Annotated in this window: 9 protein-coding genes; 5 read left to right on the forward strand and 4 right to left on the reverse strand. The window is 69.7% G+C overall.

Annotated features, from left to right (window positions below; genetic code table 11):
- Positions 1 to 2 precede the first annotated feature (2 nt).
- Complete coding sequence (gene ligA, locus ACQ3HE_RS03185; protein ID WP_430891293.1) at positions 3 to 2,330, reverse strand: NAD-dependent DNA ligase LigA; 2,328 nt, start codon at positions 2,328 to 2,330, stop codon at positions 3 to 5.
- Between the two features lie 151 nt (positions 2,331 to 2,481).
- On the opposite strand from ligA, the gene ACQ3HE_RS03190 reads away from it, so the two are divergent.
- Positions 2,482 to 3,960, forward strand: a complete 1,479-nt coding sequence (locus tag ACQ3HE_RS03190; RefSeq protein ID WP_430891295.1) for a sugar porter family MFS transporter — start codon at positions 2,482 to 2,484, stop codon at positions 3,958 to 3,960.
- 61 nt (positions 3,961 to 4,021) lie between these two features.
- Here ACQ3HE_RS03190 and mnmA read toward each other — a convergent pair whose 3' ends face one another.
- Both mnmA and ACQ3HE_RS03200 read right to left on the reverse strand, forming a co-directional pair.
- Complete coding sequence (gene mnmA / locus ACQ3HE_RS03195) at positions 4,022 to 5,140, reverse strand: tRNA 2-thiouridine(34) synthase MnmA (protein WP_430891297.1); 1,119 nt, start codon at positions 5,138 to 5,140, stop codon at positions 4,022 to 4,024.
- Between the two features lie 60 nt (positions 5,141 to 5,200).
- Complete coding sequence (locus ACQ3HE_RS03200) at positions 5,201 to 6,424, reverse strand: cysteine desulfurase family protein (RefSeq protein ID WP_430891299.1); 1,224 nt, start codon at positions 6,422 to 6,424, stop codon at positions 5,201 to 5,203.
- Positions 6,425 to 6,492: 68 nt separating this feature from the next.
- Between ACQ3HE_RS03200 and glgX the strand changes: the two genes are divergently transcribed.
- Positions 6,493 to 8,535, forward strand: coding sequence for a glycogen debranching protein GlgX (gene glgX / locus ACQ3HE_RS03205; RefSeq protein WP_430891301.1), 2,043 nt, complete (start codon positions 6,493 to 6,495; stop codon positions 8,533 to 8,535).
- Between the two features lie 2 nt (positions 8,536 to 8,537).
- Positions 8,538 to 9,029: a Cys-tRNA(Pro) deacylase gene (gene ybaK / locus ACQ3HE_RS03210; RefSeq protein ID WP_430891303.1), complete on the forward strand. Its 492-nt coding sequence runs from the start codon at positions 8,538 to 8,540 to the stop codon at positions 9,027 to 9,029.
- Between the two features lie 57 nt (positions 9,030 to 9,086).
- Here ybaK and glgP read toward each other — a convergent pair whose 3' ends face one another.
- Positions 9,087 to 11,660 carry an alpha-glucan family phosphorylase gene (gene glgP, locus ACQ3HE_RS03215; protein WP_430891305.1) on the reverse strand — a complete coding sequence of 858 codons (2,574 nt, stop codon included), beginning with the start codon at positions 11,658 to 11,660 and terminating at the stop codon, positions 9,087 to 9,089.
- A 172-nt stretch (positions 11,661 to 11,832) separates the two neighbouring features.
- On the opposite strand from glgP, the gene ACQ3HE_RS03220 reads away from it, so the two are divergent.
- Both ACQ3HE_RS03220 and glgB read left to right on the forward strand, forming a co-directional pair.
- Complete coding sequence (locus tag ACQ3HE_RS03220) at positions 11,833 to 13,887, forward strand: alpha-1,4-glucan--maltose-1-phosphate maltosyltransferase (protein ID WP_430891306.1); 2,055 nt, start codon at positions 11,833 to 11,835, stop codon at positions 13,885 to 13,887.
- 65 nt (positions 13,888 to 13,952) lie between these two features.
- Positions 13,953 to 16,175, forward strand: coding sequence for a 1,4-alpha-glucan branching protein GlgB (gene glgB / locus ACQ3HE_RS03225; protein ID WP_430891911.1), 2,223 nt, complete (start codon positions 13,953 to 13,955; stop codon positions 16,173 to 16,175).
- Positions 16,176 to 16,214 lie beyond the last annotated feature (39 nt).

Here is a 16,214-nt window from a genome sequence, read left to right on the forward strand (position 1 = left end):
GGTCAGTCCGTCGGCACCTCGTCGGCGGACGCCGCACCCTCGGCCTCATCCGCGGCCGGGGCCTCCGGCTCGCCGAGCGCCGCCGGACCCTCGGAGACGAGCAGGGCGAACTGCTCGGCGTCGATGATCCGCAGACCGAGTGCCTCGGCCTTCGCGAGCTTCGACCCGGCACCCGGGCCGGCGGCGACGAAGTCGGTCTTCTTCGAGACGCTCGACGCAGCCTTCCCGCCCGCCTGCACGATCGCTTCCAGCGCGCCCTCCCGGGTGAAGCCGTCGAGCGAACCGGTGGCGACGACGGTGACACCGGACAGCACACCACCGGCCGCGACCGCCGCGCCCGGCCCCGGGTGTCCGGGTGTCGCCCACTGCACGCCCGCCGCAGTCCACTCCTCGACGATCTCGCGATGCCAGTCGACCTCGAACCAGGCGATGAGGGCGTCGGCGATGATCCCGCCGACGCCGTCGACCTCCGCGAGCTCGTCGCGGGTGGCCGCATGGATGGCGTCGAGCGAGCCGAAGTACTCCGCGAGTGACCGGGCGGCCACCGGGCCGACGTGGCGGATGTTCAGTGCCACGAGCAACCGCGCGAGCGGGCGGGTCTTCGCGCCGTCGAGGTTGGCGAGGAGTTCGATCGCGTTCTTGGACGGCACCGAGGACTCGTCGCCGTCGAACTCGTCCGCGGCCGGGTCGTGCACGCCGTCCTTCTTGGCGCGTCGGCGGCGGAAGGGCGTGACGCGCTTCTCGGATCCGTCCTCATTGAGCTTGGGCAGCCCGGTCTCGTTGTCGCGGACGATCACGGTGACCGGGAAGATGTCGGCAATCGTGAGCGAGAAGAGTCCGGCCTCGGTCGTCAGCGGTGGTTCCGCGGGCTCCACCGGCTGGGTGAGCGCCGCTGCCGCCACCTCGCCGAGCGCCTCGACGTCGAGCGCGCCACGGGAGCCGATGTGCTCGACGCGTCCGCGCACCTGCGCCGGGCAGCTCCGCGCGTTCGGGCAGCGCAGGTCGATGTCGCCCTCCTTCGCGGGGGCGAGGGTGGTACCGCACTCGGGGCAGTGCTCGGGCATGACGAACTCGCGCTCCGAACCGTCGCGGAGCTCGACGACCGGGCCGAGGACCTCGGGGATGACGTCGCCGGCCTTCCGGAGGACGACGGTGTCGCCGATGAGCACGCCCTTCGCCTTCACGACGTCCTGGTTGTGCAGGGTCGCCTGACGCACCTCGCTGCCGGCGACGAGCACCTTCTCCATGACGGCGAACGGGGTAGCGCGGCCGGTGCGCCCGACGCTCACGACGATGTCGAGGAGCTTCGTGTTCACCTGCTCGGGCGGGTACTTGTAGGCGATGGCCCATCGCGGAGCACGACTCGTCGCGCCGAGCTCGCCGTGGAGCGCGAGATCGTCGACCTTGACGACGACGCCGTCGATCTCGTGCTCGACGCTGTCGCGGTGGGCGCCGAAGTACTCGATGAAGTCCGCCGCGCCGGTCGCCTCGTCGTGGACCCGGTAGTGCGAGGAGGTCGGGAGCCCCCAGCTGTGCAGCAACTCGTAGACCTGCGACTGCCGGGCGACGGGCGGCTGTTCCCACGCGCCGATGCCGTGGACGAGCATCTGCAGTCGGCCGAGCCGGTCGTGCATGAGTGCGAGCTGGGCCGGGTTCTTGCTCTCCGCCTTCTGGCGCAGGGAACCGCTCGCCGCGTTGCGCGGGTTGGCGAAGACCCGTTCACCGGCGGCCGCCTGGTTGGCGTTCAGTTCGCGGAAGGCCTCGACCGGGAAGAAGATCTCGCCCCGGACCTCGACGACCTCAGGGAACTCGACCTCGGGGTCGGACGACGTCAGGCGCTCGGGGATGGAACGGATGTACCGCACGTTCTCCGTGACGTCCTCGCCGACGACGCCGTCGCCACGCGTGGCCGCGCTCACGAGGCGGCCGCGCTCGTACCGGAGGTTGATGGCGAGGCCGTCGATCTTCAGTTCGCAGAGGTACTGGACGGACCCTCCGGCGTCGCGCTCGACCTTGGCGGCCCAGGCGAGGAACTCCTCGATCGAGAAGACGTTGTCGAGGCTGAGCATGCGCTCGAGGTGCGTGACCGGGGCGAACAGCGTGGTCTCGGCACGTCCGCCGACGGTCTGGGTGGGGCTGTCCTGGCTCTGCAGCTCGGGGAACAGACGCTCGAGTTCCTCGAGACGCCGGAGCATCGCGTCATACTCCTCGTCGGAGGCGAGCGACTCGTCGCGCTCGTAGTACGCGTCGCGGAGCTCGAGGATGCGCGAGGTGAGTTCCTCGGCCTCGGTCGATGCCTGCTGGAGGGTCTGTCCGGTGCTGTTCGCCACGGCGTCCAGTCTACGAGCGGCGTCCGACACCGGCGGGCGCTTGACACCCGGCACGTCCTCCCAGATGTGCGCAACCGGGTCGGGGCGGGTCTCATCGAGGAGTAGGGTGTCGCAGTGCCGCAGGAACCATGCGCGCGGAATCGGAGGAACCATGTCCCAGTCCAGCAGTCCGGGAACGGGGGCGGCTCCTACCAGCAAGCAGCTGACCGCGCGCGTCATCGGCATCTCCGTCTCGGCCGCGGTCGGTGGCTTCCTCTTCGGGTTCGACTCCTCCGTGGTGAACGGCGCGGTCGACGCGATGCAGGACCACTTCGCGCTCAGTGAGGCGCTCATCGGCTTCGCGGTCGCGTCAGCGCTGCTCGGTTGCGCGCTCGGCGCCTACCTCGCGGGCCGGATTGCCGACAGCCGCGGCCGCATCTTCACGATGCTGCTCGGTGCAGGCCTGTTCTTCATCTCCTCCTTCGGAGCCGGCTTCGCCTTCTCCCCCTGGGACCTCGTCATCTGGCGCATCGTCGGCGGGCTCGGTATCGGCATCGCCTCGGTCGTGGCTCCGGCGTACATCGCCGAGATCGCGCCGAGCGCCATCCGCGGCCGTCTCGCCTCGCTGCAGCAGCTCGCCATCACGCTCGGCATCTTCGCCGCGCTCCTGTCCGACTCCGTCCTGGCGGGCGCCGCCGGCGGCGCCTCGAACCCGCTGTGGTTCGGCGTCGAGGCCTGGCGCTGGATGTTCATCGCCTGCGCGCTCCCGGCCGTGGTCTACGGCGTGCTCGCGATGCGGCTCCCCGAGTCGCCCCGGTTCCTCGTCCGCAAGGGCAAGTCGGACGAGGCCCGTCGGATCTTCGCGACCGTCTGGCCGCAGGAGGAGGTGGATCGCGCCGTCAAGCTCGCCGAGCAGGCGGTGAAGGACGATGAGCAGCAGAAGAAGGCGACCCTCTGGGGCGGACGCTTCGGGCTCCTGCCGATCGTCTGGATCGGCATCATCCTGTCGATCTTCCAGCAGTTCGTCGGCATCAACGTGATCTTCTACTACTCGACGACGCTGTGGAAGGCCGTCGGGTTCCAGGAGTCCGACTCGCTCCTCATCTCGGTCATCACCTCGGTGACGAACGTCGCGGTCACCGTCGTCGCCATCCTGCTCGTGGACCGCATCGGTCGACGGCCGATCCTCCTCGCGGGTTCCATCGGTATGACGGTCTCGCTCGGCGCGATGGCGATCGCGTTCACGCAGTCGGTCACCGACAGCGCCGGCGAGGTCTCGCTGCCCCAGCCCTGGGGCACGATCGCCCTCGTGGCCGCCAACGTGTTCGTCGTCGCGTTCGGCGCGTCGTGGGGACCGCTCGTCTGGGTGCTCCTCGGCGAGATCTTCCCGAACCGCCTGCGCGCGAAGGCGCTCGGTGTCGCGGCGATGGGGCAGTGGATCGCGAACTTCCTCATCACGGTCAGCTTCCCGGCCCTCGCCGCGTTCTCCCTGCCGGTGACCTACGGCATGTACGCGCTGTTCGCGCTCCTCTCGTTCGTCTTCGTCCTCGCGAAGATCCCCGAGACGAACGGCCTGACGCTCGAGGAGGCGGAGACCCTCTTCGTCAAGAAGCCCAAGAAGTCCAAGGCGGGCGCACAGACCCGATCCTGACGACCGACGCAGAACGCCCGACGAGCCTGGCTCGTCGGGCGTTCCGTCGTTCCTGGGGTCCTCAGGCGGAGGCGGCGGCTCCGACGGGCACCGCACTGACGGTGCGGTCGATCGTGAACTGCCCGAGGACGCGCGTCCCGCTGTACAGCACGGCGGTCTGTCCGGGAGCGACGCCGTCGAGTGGCGTCTCCGGGTGGACGACGAGCTCGTCGGCCACGAGCGTCAGCGCGGCGGGGACCGGGTCGGCGTGCGCGCGGATCTGGACGTCGCACGGGATCGGTGCGACGCCGACCTCCGGAGCCCTCCCCGCCCAGGTGAAGCGCGAACCGGCGATCTCGCCGATGGCGAGCGCCTCCTTCGGCCCGACGACGACCGTGTTGTCCTTCGGACGCACCTCGAGGACGAAGCGCGGACGTCCATCCGGCGCGGGCACGCCGAGGTGCAGGCCCTTGCGCTGGCCGACGGTGAAGGCGTGGGCACCCTCGTGCGAACCGACGACGGCTCCGTCTCGGTCGAGGACCTGGCCGGTCTCGGTGCCGACCCGCTCCCCCAGCCAGCCCTTCGTATCGCCGTCGGGGATGAAGCAGATGTCGTGGCTGTCGGGCTTGTTCGCCACCGTGAAGCCGCGCTCCGCGGCCTCGGCTCGGACCTCGGCTTTCGACGGTGTCGCGCCGAGCGGGAACATCGAGTGCGCGAGCTGTTCGGCGGTGAGCACGCCCAGGACGTACGACTGGTCCTTGGCCCAGGCACTCGCGCGGTGCAGCTCACGATCACCCTCGGGGCTCGTGACGATCGTGGCGTAGTGACCGGTCACGACCGCGTCGAACCCGAGGTCGAGCGCCTTCTCGAGCAACGCCGCGAACTTGATCTTCTCGTTGCAACGCATGCACGGGTTCGGGGTCCGGCCGGCGCGGTACTCGGCGATGAAGTCGTCCACCACGTCGAGCTTGAAGCGCTCCGAGAAGTCCCACACGTAGTACGGGATGCCGATCAGGTTCGCCGCACGCTGGGCGTCCATCGAGTCCTCGATGGTGCAGCACCCGCGACTGCCGGTCCGGAGCGTGCCCGGCATCCGGCTGAGCGCCAGGTGGACGCCGACCACCTCATGGCCTGCGTCGACGGCGCGTGCCGCTGCCACGGCGGAGTCGACTCCGCCACTCATCGCTGCCAGAACTTTCACCGGGCAAGTCTACGCGCCAGCCGCTGGACGGCCACCCGCAAGCGGTGACGAGACGGCTGCTCAGGGACGAGCGCCCAGCGCCGTGTCGCGGTCGGCGGAACCGGCCCGACTCGCCTGTGCGTACGCGCGCGGCAGGGCCTGGAGGAAGTCGTCCACGTCCGTCTCGGTCGTCGTCCGACCCAGCGTGATCCGGAGGACCGATCGGGCCTCCGTCTCCGGGCGTCCCATCGCGAGCAGGACATGCGACGGTTCCGGGACGCCGGCCTGGCAGGCGGAACCCGTCGAGACCGCCACCCCTGCGAGGTCGAGGAGGAAGAGCATCGAGTCTCCCTGTGCGCCGGGGAACACGAAGTTCGCGTTCGACGCGAGTCGCTCGCTGGGATCGCCCGTCAGCTCGGCTTCCGGAACGGTCGCCCGCACGCCGGCCACGAGTCGGTCGCGCAAGGCGCTGAGACGCTCCTGCTCCGCGGTCCGCTCGAGCGCCATGAGCTCCGCGGCGACGGCGAACCCGACGGCTGCTGCGACGTCCTGCGTGCCGGAGCGGAGTCCGCGCTGCTGTCCGCCACCGTGCTGCAACGGCTCCACCACGGCTGCGCGGCTCACGACCAGGGCTCCGATCCCCACGGGACCACCGATCTTGTGCGCGGAGACGCTGAGCGCGACGAGACCACTGGCACCGACCGATCCGGATGCGGCGCGAAGGTCGGCGAGGTCGATGGGGAGGTGTCCGTAGGCCGAGACCGCGTCCAGGTGGAACGGCACCTCGGCCGCTGCGGCGAGCGCCGCCAGCCGGACGACGGGCTGGATGGTGCCGACCTCGTTGTTCGCCCAGAGCGCCGTCGCCACGGCGATGTCCGGGCCGTGGTCGGCGAACTGCTCCGCCGCCGTGTCGAGTGAGACCCGGCCGAGGTCGTCGAGCGGGATCCAGAGCGGGGACGCACCCTCGTGGCGCTCGAGCCATTCGACGGTGTCCAGCGTGGCGTGGTGCTCCCCCGCGGGTGCGAGCACGGCGGCGCGGCGTCGATCCTGCTGGCGGTGCCAGTAGAGACCCTTCAGGGCGAGGTTGATGGACTCCGTGCCGCCGGAGGTGAAGACGAGCTCGATGGGGTCGCACCCGAGGGTCGCCGCGACCCGCTCACGTGCCTCTTCGAGGAGGCGGCGGGCCTGTTGCCCGGGGCCGTGGATGGAGGCCGGGTTGCCGACGGTCGCCATGGCGGACGCGTAGGCCTCGATCACCTCGGATCGCACCGGGGTCGTCGCGGCGTGGTCCAGGTACACCACCATGCCGCTCCTCCCCTCGCCGCGGTGTCCGCGGATCTTCGCGCACTCCCGCACTCACTACTGTAGAACCCATGAACGCTGGTGACCCCTTCCATGATCTCGGCGTCCGCCTCGGCCCGTCCGGTGGTGAGCTCCGTGTGTGGTCCGAGCATGCGGATGCCCTCGAACTCGTGATCTTCGACGACAAGGATCTGAACTGGATCACCCACTCGGTCGAGATGACCCGCGACGACGACGGGGTCTGGAGTGGGAGTTCCGAGGAGCTGGTGCTCGGCCGACGCTATGCGGTCCGCGCCTCAGGGCCGTCCTCGCCGAACAACGCCTTCGACCCGAGCCTCCTGCTGCTCGACCCCTACGCCCGCGGGCTCGCCCGCGTGTCGGCCGAGCAGTGGCGTTCCGTCGTCGTCGACGACGCGTTCGACTGGGGCGGTGTGCAGAAACCCCGTGTCCCGCTCGACCGGACCGTCGTGTACGAGGCGCACGTCAAGGGACTGAGTAAGCTGCACCCCGACGTGCCGGAGGAGCTGCGGGGCACGTACGCGGGCCTCGCCCACCCCGCGATGATCGCGCATCTGCACGATCTCGGGGTGACGAGCGTCGAACTGCTTCCGGTGCACGCGTTCACCTCCGAGCAGCGTCTCATCAAGCAGGGCCTCGTCAACTACTGGGGCTACAACACCCTGAACTTCTTCAGTCCACACGCCTCCTATGCGACGAAGACGGCTCAGGCGGGTGGGGCGGACGAGGTCCTCCGCGAGTTCAAGGGCATGGTGAAGCTGCTGCACGAGGCCGGCCTCGAGGTCATCCTCGACGTCGTCTACAACCACACCGCCGAAGAGGGGCCCGGCGGCCCCCGCACGAGCTTCCGCGGCATCGACAACGCGACCTACTACCGTCAGGACGCCACCGGCGCCTACATCGACGTGACGGGCTGCGGCAACACCGTGGACTTCGGCCATCCGGTCCCCCAGCAGCTCGTACTCGACTCGTTGCGGTACTGGGCGGACGAGGTGCAGATCGACGGCTTCCGGTTCGACCTCGCTGCGACGCTCGGTCGGAACGAGGCGGTCGAGTTCACGCCCGACCACCCCCTGCTCGAGGCGATCGTCCACGACCCGTCGCTCGTCGACGCGAAGATGATCGCCGAGCCCTGGGACGTCGGGATGGGCGGCTGGCAGACGGGGAACTTCCCTGCCGGTTGGCACGAGTGGAACGACCGGTACCGGGATCGTGTCCGCAACTTCTGGCTCTCCGACATCGACTACGCGAGACGGGCGGACGCCCCGGTCGGGATCGGTGGGTTCGCGACCCGTCTGGCCGGATCGAGCAACACCTTCTCCGCTGAGCGCGGTCCGCTGGCCTCCGTCAACTTCATCACGGCCCACGACGGGTTCACCCTGGCCGACCTCGTCTCGTACGACGTCAAGCACAACGTCGGGAACGGCGAGTCCAACCGCGACGGGACGGACAACAACCGCTCCTTCAACCACGGTGCCGAGGGCCCGACGGACGACCCCGCGATCCTCGCCGCTCGTCGCAAGGCGATGCGGAACTTGCTCGGCACGCTCCTGCTGTCGGCGGGTGTCCCGATGCTCACGGCAGGCGACGAGTTCGGGCGGAGTCAGCGCGGCAACAACAACGCGTACTGTCACGACTCCGAGCTGACGTGGGTCGGATGGACGAGGGAGCCCTGGCAGGACCAGTTGCTCGCGCACAGCCGTCGGCTCCTCGAACTCCGGCGCGAACACCCCGCCCTCCGACCGGAGCACTTCGCCGCCGCCGGGACGACGGTGCCCGGCGCGAGCGTCATGGACTGGTTCGACGCTTCGGGCGCGACCATGAGCACCGACGACTGGACGAGTCCGCGGAACCGGACACTGCAGTTCTTCTCGACGAGCACGCCGGAGTCCGAGGAGCTCGACCGCGTGCTGCTCATCGTGCACGGCGTCGAGCAGCCGGTCGAGGTCACCTTGCCCGAGCACGAGGGCGTGACCGCGTTCGTGCGCATCTGGAACTCCGCGGACGACACACCGATGTCCGAGGAGGAGCAGTTCGTCCCCGGCCAGACGGTCCCGGTCTCCGCCACGTCGATGCAACTCTTCCGAGCCGTCTGACGATGGCGAAGCGCAGGGCCGAGGGTGGTGGCACGCCGGCGACGGTGACGTTGACCTCGCTGGGCATCCCCTTCACCCCGCGCGCCTACCGACACGACCCGTCGGTGACGGCCTTCGGTCTCGAAGCCGCCACGGCGCTCGGCGTCGACCCGCCCAGGGTGTTCAAGACCCTGCTGGCGGAGGTGGACGGGTCGCTCGTCGTCGCGATCGTCCCGGTCGCCGACCAACTCGACCTCAAGGCGCTCGCGGCGGCCCTCGACGGGAAGCGGGCGACGATGGCGGATCCTGCCGTCGCCGAGCGGAAGACGGGCTACGTGGTCGGCGGCATCAGCCCGATCGGGCAGCGCACCACGCTCCCGACGGTGCTCGACGAGAGCGCCTTCGAGCACGAGACGGTGTTGGTCTCGGGTGGTCGGCGCGGGTTCGACCTCGAACTCGCCCCGTCCGACCTCGGAACGGCCGTCGCCGCCGTCGTCACGCGGATCGCCAGATAGTCGGATCCCTCGACGCACCGGTGCGAAGGTCGCACCGGTGCGTCGGAGGAGATCGCCCTACTGGTCCGCCACGGCGACGAGCCCGAGTTCCGCGGGGGTGAGGAGCAGCTCGTGTCTCGGCACGATGCGCACCGTGTACCCGAACCCGCCGGCCCGATCGAGGGGAAGCGTCCCGGCGTACTCGAGTGTGTGCTCCGGCCGACTCGTCGACGGGGACTGCTGCTGCTCGAGCGGCTGCGTCCGGATGTCGAGCAGTTCACCTCCGGCACCGGGTACCCCGCAGACCACCTCGACGGTCACGTCCTCGGGTGACAGCGACCCCAGCTGGACGTAGGCGCGCAGCCGCAGCACGTCACCGACCTGCGGGACCGCGTCGACACCGCCGCTCTCGACATGGGCGACCGTCAGCTGCGGCCAGGCCTCGCGCACCCGCTGCTTGTAGGCTGCCAGCTCGCGCGCCCGCTGCTGATCGGACGCGTTCAGCTCGCGCTCCATCGCCGCCGCCGGGAGGTACATGCGCTCCGTGTACTCGCGGACCATGCGGTCGGCGCTGAGCGGTTCGGACAGCGTCGAGATCGTGTGTCGCACCATCTGCATCCAGCGCTGCGGCAGCCCGTCGTCCTCGCGCTCGTAGAACCGAGGTACCAGCTGGTGCTCGAGGATCTCGTACAGCGCCGTGGCCTCGAGGGCGTCGCGTTCCTCGTCGTCCGCCGCCCCGTCCGCCGACGGGATGACCCAACCGTTCTCGCCGTCCGCGTACTCGTTCCACCATCCGTCGAGGATCGACAGGTTCAGTGCTCCGTTGAGTGCGGCCTTCATGCCGGACGTCCCGCAGGCCTCGAGCGGACGCAACGGGTTGTTCAACCACACGTCACAGCCGGGGTAGAGCGTCTTGGCCATCCCGATGCCGTAGTCCGGCAGGAAGACGATGCGCGATCGGAGCTCGGGATCCTGGGCGAACTGCACGAGGCGCTGGATGAGCCGCTTGCCGTCGTCGTCCGCCGGGTGTGCCTTGCCGGCGACGACGATCTGGACGGGCCGTTCGGGGTGGAGCAGGATCGCGCGCAGTCGGTCGGGATCGCGCAGCATGAGGGTGAGCCGCTTGTAGCTCGGCACACGCCGGGCGAACCCGATCGTCAACACCTCGGGGTCGAGCAGTTCGTCGATCCAGGACGGGAGCACCGCTTGCGGGTTCTGGGTCCGATACCCGTCGGCGATCCGGCGCCGCACGTCGGCGACGAGGCGCTCCCGCATCCCGTGCTTCCGCGACCAGAGCTCGGCGTCCGAGAGCGAGGGATCGGACCAGTCCGCCCGACTCGTGTCGGTCGTCCCCCACCGGTCCACGGCGAGGTCGACGAGCGACGGATCCGTCCAGCTCGGGGCGTGGACACCGTTCGTGATCGACGTGATCGGCACGTCCGAGACGTCGAAGCCGGGCCAGAGCCCTCGGAACATCGCCCGGCTCACCTCGCCGTGCAACCGACTGACGCCGTTCGCGCGCTGCGCCAGACGCAGGCCCATGATCGCCAGGTTGAACACGTCGGCCGAGCCGCCGTTCGCCGTCTCGTCGCCGAGTGCGAGGACGTCCGGTGCGGCGACGCCCGGGAGCAGGTCACCGCTGAAGTAGCGCGTGATCACCTCGCGGTCGAACCGGTCGATCCCGGCCGGAACGGGGGTGTGTGTCGTGAACACGGTCCCGCCCCGCACGAGCTGCAGCGCCTCGTCGAAGGAGAGTCCGTTCCCGACGAGGTCGCTGATCCGCTCGAGCCCAAGGAAACCGGCGTGGCCTTCGTTGGAGTGGTAGACCTGCGGCAGCGCATGGTCCGTGAGCTCGCTCCACTGCTTGATCGCGCGGACACCGCCGATGCCGAGGAGGAGTTCCTGCAGGAGGCGATGCTCGCCGCCGCCGCCGTACAACCGGTCCGTCACGCCGCGCAGGTCGGCGACGTTCTCCGGGATGTCCGTGTCGAGCAGCAGCAGTGGCACCCGACCGACCTCGGCGATCCAGACCCGTGCCGACAGGCTCCGGTCGTCGGGGAGCGCCAGGGTGACGGTGACCGGTGTCCCGTCCGGTTCCCGGAGCACCGTGACCGGGAGTCCGTCGGGGTCCTGCACGGGATAGGACTCCTGCTGCCAGCCGTCGTTCGTGATCGACTGCGCGAAGTACCCGGAGCGGTAGAGGAGGCCCACGCCGACGAGCGGCACCCCCAGGTCGGACGCGCTCTTCAGGTGGTCGCCGGCGAGGATGCCGAGGCCGCCCGAGTACTGCGGCAGGGCCGCGGCGATTCCGAATTCGGGCGAGAAGTAGGCGATCGTCTGCGGTTTCGGGTCCGGGAGGCCCTGGTACCACCGCGGCTCCTCCAGGTACCGGCGGAGGTCGGCGTGCAAGGCGTCGGCCCGGCCGACGAAGTCCGCATCGGCGGCGAGTTCCGCCAGTCGCTCCGGTGTCACGAGACCGAGGCCGCTGATCGGATCGTGGTCGGACTCGCGCCAGACGTCCGGTGCGATCTCGTCGAACAGGCGCTGCGTCGGCTCGTGCCACGACCACCGCAGGTTCGCAGCGAGGGCGGTGAGCGAGGTCAGGGACTCGGGGATGAGCGCGCGGACGGTAAACCTGCGGATAGCCTTCACGCGCTCACTCTATGGCAACCGCGGAACGCACTCGTACGCTCATCGGACGCCCACCCGGGACAGGGCCGCGCCCGAGGCCCTAGCATGACGCGCGACACCCCGCGCGCCCCTTCATCGGTGGTCGTTTCGCGGTACGGTCGGACCAGTGGCACCGAAGGAGATGGAACGCACTATGCCGAAGTCAGTACCGCAGTCCTCCACCGTCGACGACGCCGTACCGGTGTCGCTCACGCTGTCCCCGAGCATCGGGCGCATCCCGATCCTGGATCCGACCCCCTCGGTCGAAGGTGGCCGCTGGCCGGCCAAGGCGTTCGCGGGCGAGGTGGTGCCGTTCGGCGCGACCGCGTTCCGCGAAGGACACGACCTCATCGGGGTCGAGCTCCTGCTCACCGATCCGCGCGGGAAGACGGTCGCGCATCGGATGGCTCCGGGCGCCCCGGGCACGGACCGCTTCGAGGTCGAGGTCCAACTCGCGACGGAGGGCACCTGGCGATACCAGGTCCGCGCCTTCGCCGACGAGTTCTCGACCTGGGAGCACAACGCCCGGGTCAAGATCGAGGCCGGCGTCGACGTCGAGCTCATGTACCTCATCGGCGCGGAACTCCTCGAGCGCGCCGCGACGGACAAGCTCCGCCCGGCGAAGGACCGCCGCTTCCTCACCGCCGCCGCCAAGCTCCTCCGAGACACCGACGCCGAGCCGGAAGCCCGGTTCGCGGTGCTCGACGACCTCGAACTCCTGGCCATCGCCGACCGCCGGCCGTTCGCCGGTCTCGCGAGCACGAGCGACGAGCGCGTGGTCCGCGTCGAGCGCACCCGGGCCGGCGTCGGTTCCTGGTACGAGTTCTTCCCGCGGTCGGAGGGTGCCGAGCGGAACCCGGACGGCTCCTGGACGTCGGGCACCTTCCGCAGCGCAGCCGGGCGGTTGCCGGCCGTCGCCGCGATGGGCTTCGACGTCCTCTACCTGCCGCCCATCCACCCCATCGGCGTGACGTTCCGCAAGGGACCGAACAACACCCTCACACCCGGCGAGCACGACCCGGGCTCCCCCTGGGCGATCGGTGGTGCCGCGGGCGGTCATGACGCGATCCATCCCGACCTCGGCACGGAGAAGGACTTCGTCGCGTTCGTCCGCCAGGCGAAGAAGGTCGGCCTGGAGGTCGCCCTCGATCTCGCCCTCCAGGCGTCGCCGGACCACCCCTGGGTGACCGAGCACCCCGAGTGGTTCACGACCCTCCCCGACGGCACGATCGCGTACGCCGAGAACCCGCCGAAGAAGTACCAGGACATCTACCCGGTCAACTTCGACAACGACCCCGAGGGCATCCGGGCCGAGGTGCTGCGCATCGTCCGGCACTGGATCTCGCTCGGCGTGCGCATCTTCCGCGTCGACAACCCGCACACCAAGCCGCTCGACTTCTGGGAGTGGTTGCTCGCGACCGTCAACCGGACGGACCCCGACGTCCTGTTCCTCGCGGAGGCCTTCACCCGTCCGGCCCTGCTGCAGGGTCTGGCGAAGGTCGGGTTCCAGCAGAGCTACACCTACTTCACGTGGCGCAACACGAAGGAGGAGCTCGAGGAGTTCCTCGGCGCGGCAGCGACCGAGACCGCGGACTTCCTCCGGCCCAACCTGTTCGTGAACACCCCCGACATCCTCACCGAGTACCTCCAGTTCGGTGGCCGGGCGGCGTACAAGGTGCGTGCGGCGATCGCTGCGACCGCCGCGCCGACGTGGGGGGTCTACGCCGGGTACGAGCTCATCGAGAACGTCGCCCGTCCCGGTGCCGAGGAGAACATCGACAGCGAGAAGTTCGAGTATCGTCCGCGGGACTGGGCCGCTGCGGAAGCCGCCGGCACCTCGCTGTCGCCGTACCTCACCCTGCTCAACCAGATCCGGCGTGCGCATCCCGCCCTCCGGCAGTTGCGCAACATCAGCTTCCACTGGAGCGACGACGACCAGATCCTCGTCTTCAGCAAGCATCTCGACCAGCGGTTCACCGGCACCGGTGAGCACGACACCCTGCTCGTCGTCGCCAACCTCGATCCGCACTCGGTCCGACAGACCATGGTGCACCTCGACCAGACCGTGTTCGGCGGCGTCCCGGGCGGCAGCTTCGACGTCACGGACCTCGTCACGGGAGCCGAGTGGATCTGGTCCGACAGCAACTTCGTGCGCCTCGACGCCTTCACCGAGCCCGTGCACATCCTGAGCGTGAGGATCCGACCATGACGACCAGCCCTGTGACCCCAGACGGAGCCGCTGCACCGAAGCGCTCCGGCCGTCGAGCCGCACCGATGTCTGTCGACGCCGCACCGGCGCCCCGGGAGCTCCCGCTCCCCTCCGTCGAGGACTGGATCCTCGACGCCGTCGCGGAGGGCCGCTACCACGATCCGCATGAGATCCTCGGCCAGCACCTGGTCGACCTCGGCGGAGTGAGCGACCCCCTCGTGGTCGTCCGCGCCAGACGCCCGCTGGCCGAGCAGGTGACGGCGGTGCTCGCCAACGGTGCGCGCGTGGAGCTCGCGCACGTCCGCGCCGGCATCTGGCAGGGCTTCCACGTCGACGGCATCATCGACTACACGCTCGACGCCCGCTACAGCGACGGATCGATCTGGAACGCCGACGACCCGTACCGGTTCGCGCCGTCGATCGGCGAACTCGACCTGCACCTCATCGGCGAGGGTCGCCACGAACGGCTCTGGGACGCCCTGGGCGCACACGTCACCGAGCTCCGTGGGGTCACCGAGTCGGTCGCCGGCACCGCGTTCGCCGTCTGGGCACCTCACGCACGTGCGGTCCGGGTCATCGGCGATCTCAACTCCTGGGACGGCACGGCGCACGCCATGCGCAACATGGGTGCGACGGGTGTCTGGGAGCTGTTCATCCCCACCATCGGCGCCGGCGAGCTGTACCGCTTCGAGATCCTGACCCAGCACGGCGACTGGGTCCGTCGGTCCGACCCGATGGCCCGGTTCACCGAACGCTCCCCCGCCACCGCATCCGTGACCGGTGTCAGCGACTACCGCTGGACGGACGAGGCGTGGCTCGATCGGCGGGCCGCGAGCGATCCCCACAACGGACCCATGAGCGTCTACGAGCTGCACGTCGGCTCCTGGCGTCCCGGGCTCGGCTACCGGGACCTCGCGGACCAGCTCATCGAGTACATCGCTGAGCTCGGCTACACGCACGTGGAGTTCATGCCGCTCGCCGAGCACCCCTTCGGCGGGTCCTGGGGCTACCAGGTCACCGGCTACTACGCGCCGACCAGCCGCTTCGGTTCGAGCGACGACCTCAAGTACCTGATCGACCGTCTCCACGGCGCGGGGATCGGCGTCCTCATGGACTGGGTGCCCGGCCACTTCCCCAAGGACGAGTGGGCCCTCGCGAACTTCGACGGTCAGCCCCTCTACGAGCACCCCGACCCGCGACGTGGCGAACAGCCGGACTGGGGCACCCTCGTCTTCGACTTCGGCCAGCCCCAGGTCAAGAACTTCCTGGTGGCCAACGCCCTCTACTGGCTCGAGGAGTTCCACGTCGACGGCCTGCGGGTCGACGCCGTCGCCTCGATGCTGTACCTCGACTACTCGCGGAAGGACGGCGAGTGGCTGCCGAACGTCCACGGCGGGCGCGAGAACCTCGAAGCGATCAGTCTCCTCCAGGAGGCGAACGCGACGGCCTATCGACGGAACCCCGGCATCGTGATGATCGCCGAGGAGTCGACGAGTTGGCCCGGCGTCACCGCGCCGACGAGCGAGGGCGGACTCGGGTTCGGCCTGAAGTGGAACATGGGCTGGATGCACGATTCGCTCCAGTACATCGAGCACGACCCGCTCTACCGGTCGCACCACCACGGCGAGATCACCTTCTCGATGGTCTACGCCTTCAGCGAGAGCTTCCTCCTGCCGATCAGCCACGACGAGGTCGTCCACGGCAAGGGGTCCCTCCTCGCGAAGATGCCCGGTGACCACTGGCAGCAACTCGCGAACATGCGGGCCTACCTCGCCTTCATGTGGGCCCACCCCGGCAAGCAGTTGCTCTTCATGGGCCAGGAGTTCGGTCAGCCCTCCGAATGGTCGGAGGAACGCGGTCTGGACTGGTGGATCCTGGACCAGCCGAGCCACCGGGCACTGCTCGGCCTCGTGTCCCGGCTCAACGCCGTGTACACGGAGCACCCGGCTCTCTGGGCCCTCGACCACGACGCCGCCGGCTTCGAATGGCTCGACGCCGGGGACGCGCAGAACAGCGTGCTCTCCTTCCTGCGCTGGGACGACGACGGCAACGTGATCGCCGCGCTCGTCAACTTCTCCGGCGCCCCCGTCGGCCCGTACCGGGTCGGTCTGCCTCGCGCGGGTCGGTGGGAGGAACTGCTCAACACCGACGCCGTGGAGTACGGCGGATCCGGCGTGGGCAACTACGGATCGATCGAGGCGTCGGCGTCACCGTGGGCGGGACGCCCGGCTTCCGCCGAGCTCACGCTCCCTCCGCTCGGCATGATCTGGCTCAAGCACGTCGGCTGACCAGGCTTCCGCGGCACCCGGATGCACGACGAAGGCCCG

This window comes from Plantibacter auratus (genome assembly GCF_050587365.1).
Taxonomy (GTDB): Bacteria; Actinomycetota; Actinomycetes; order Actinomycetales; family Microbacteriaceae; genus Plantibacter; species Plantibacter auratus.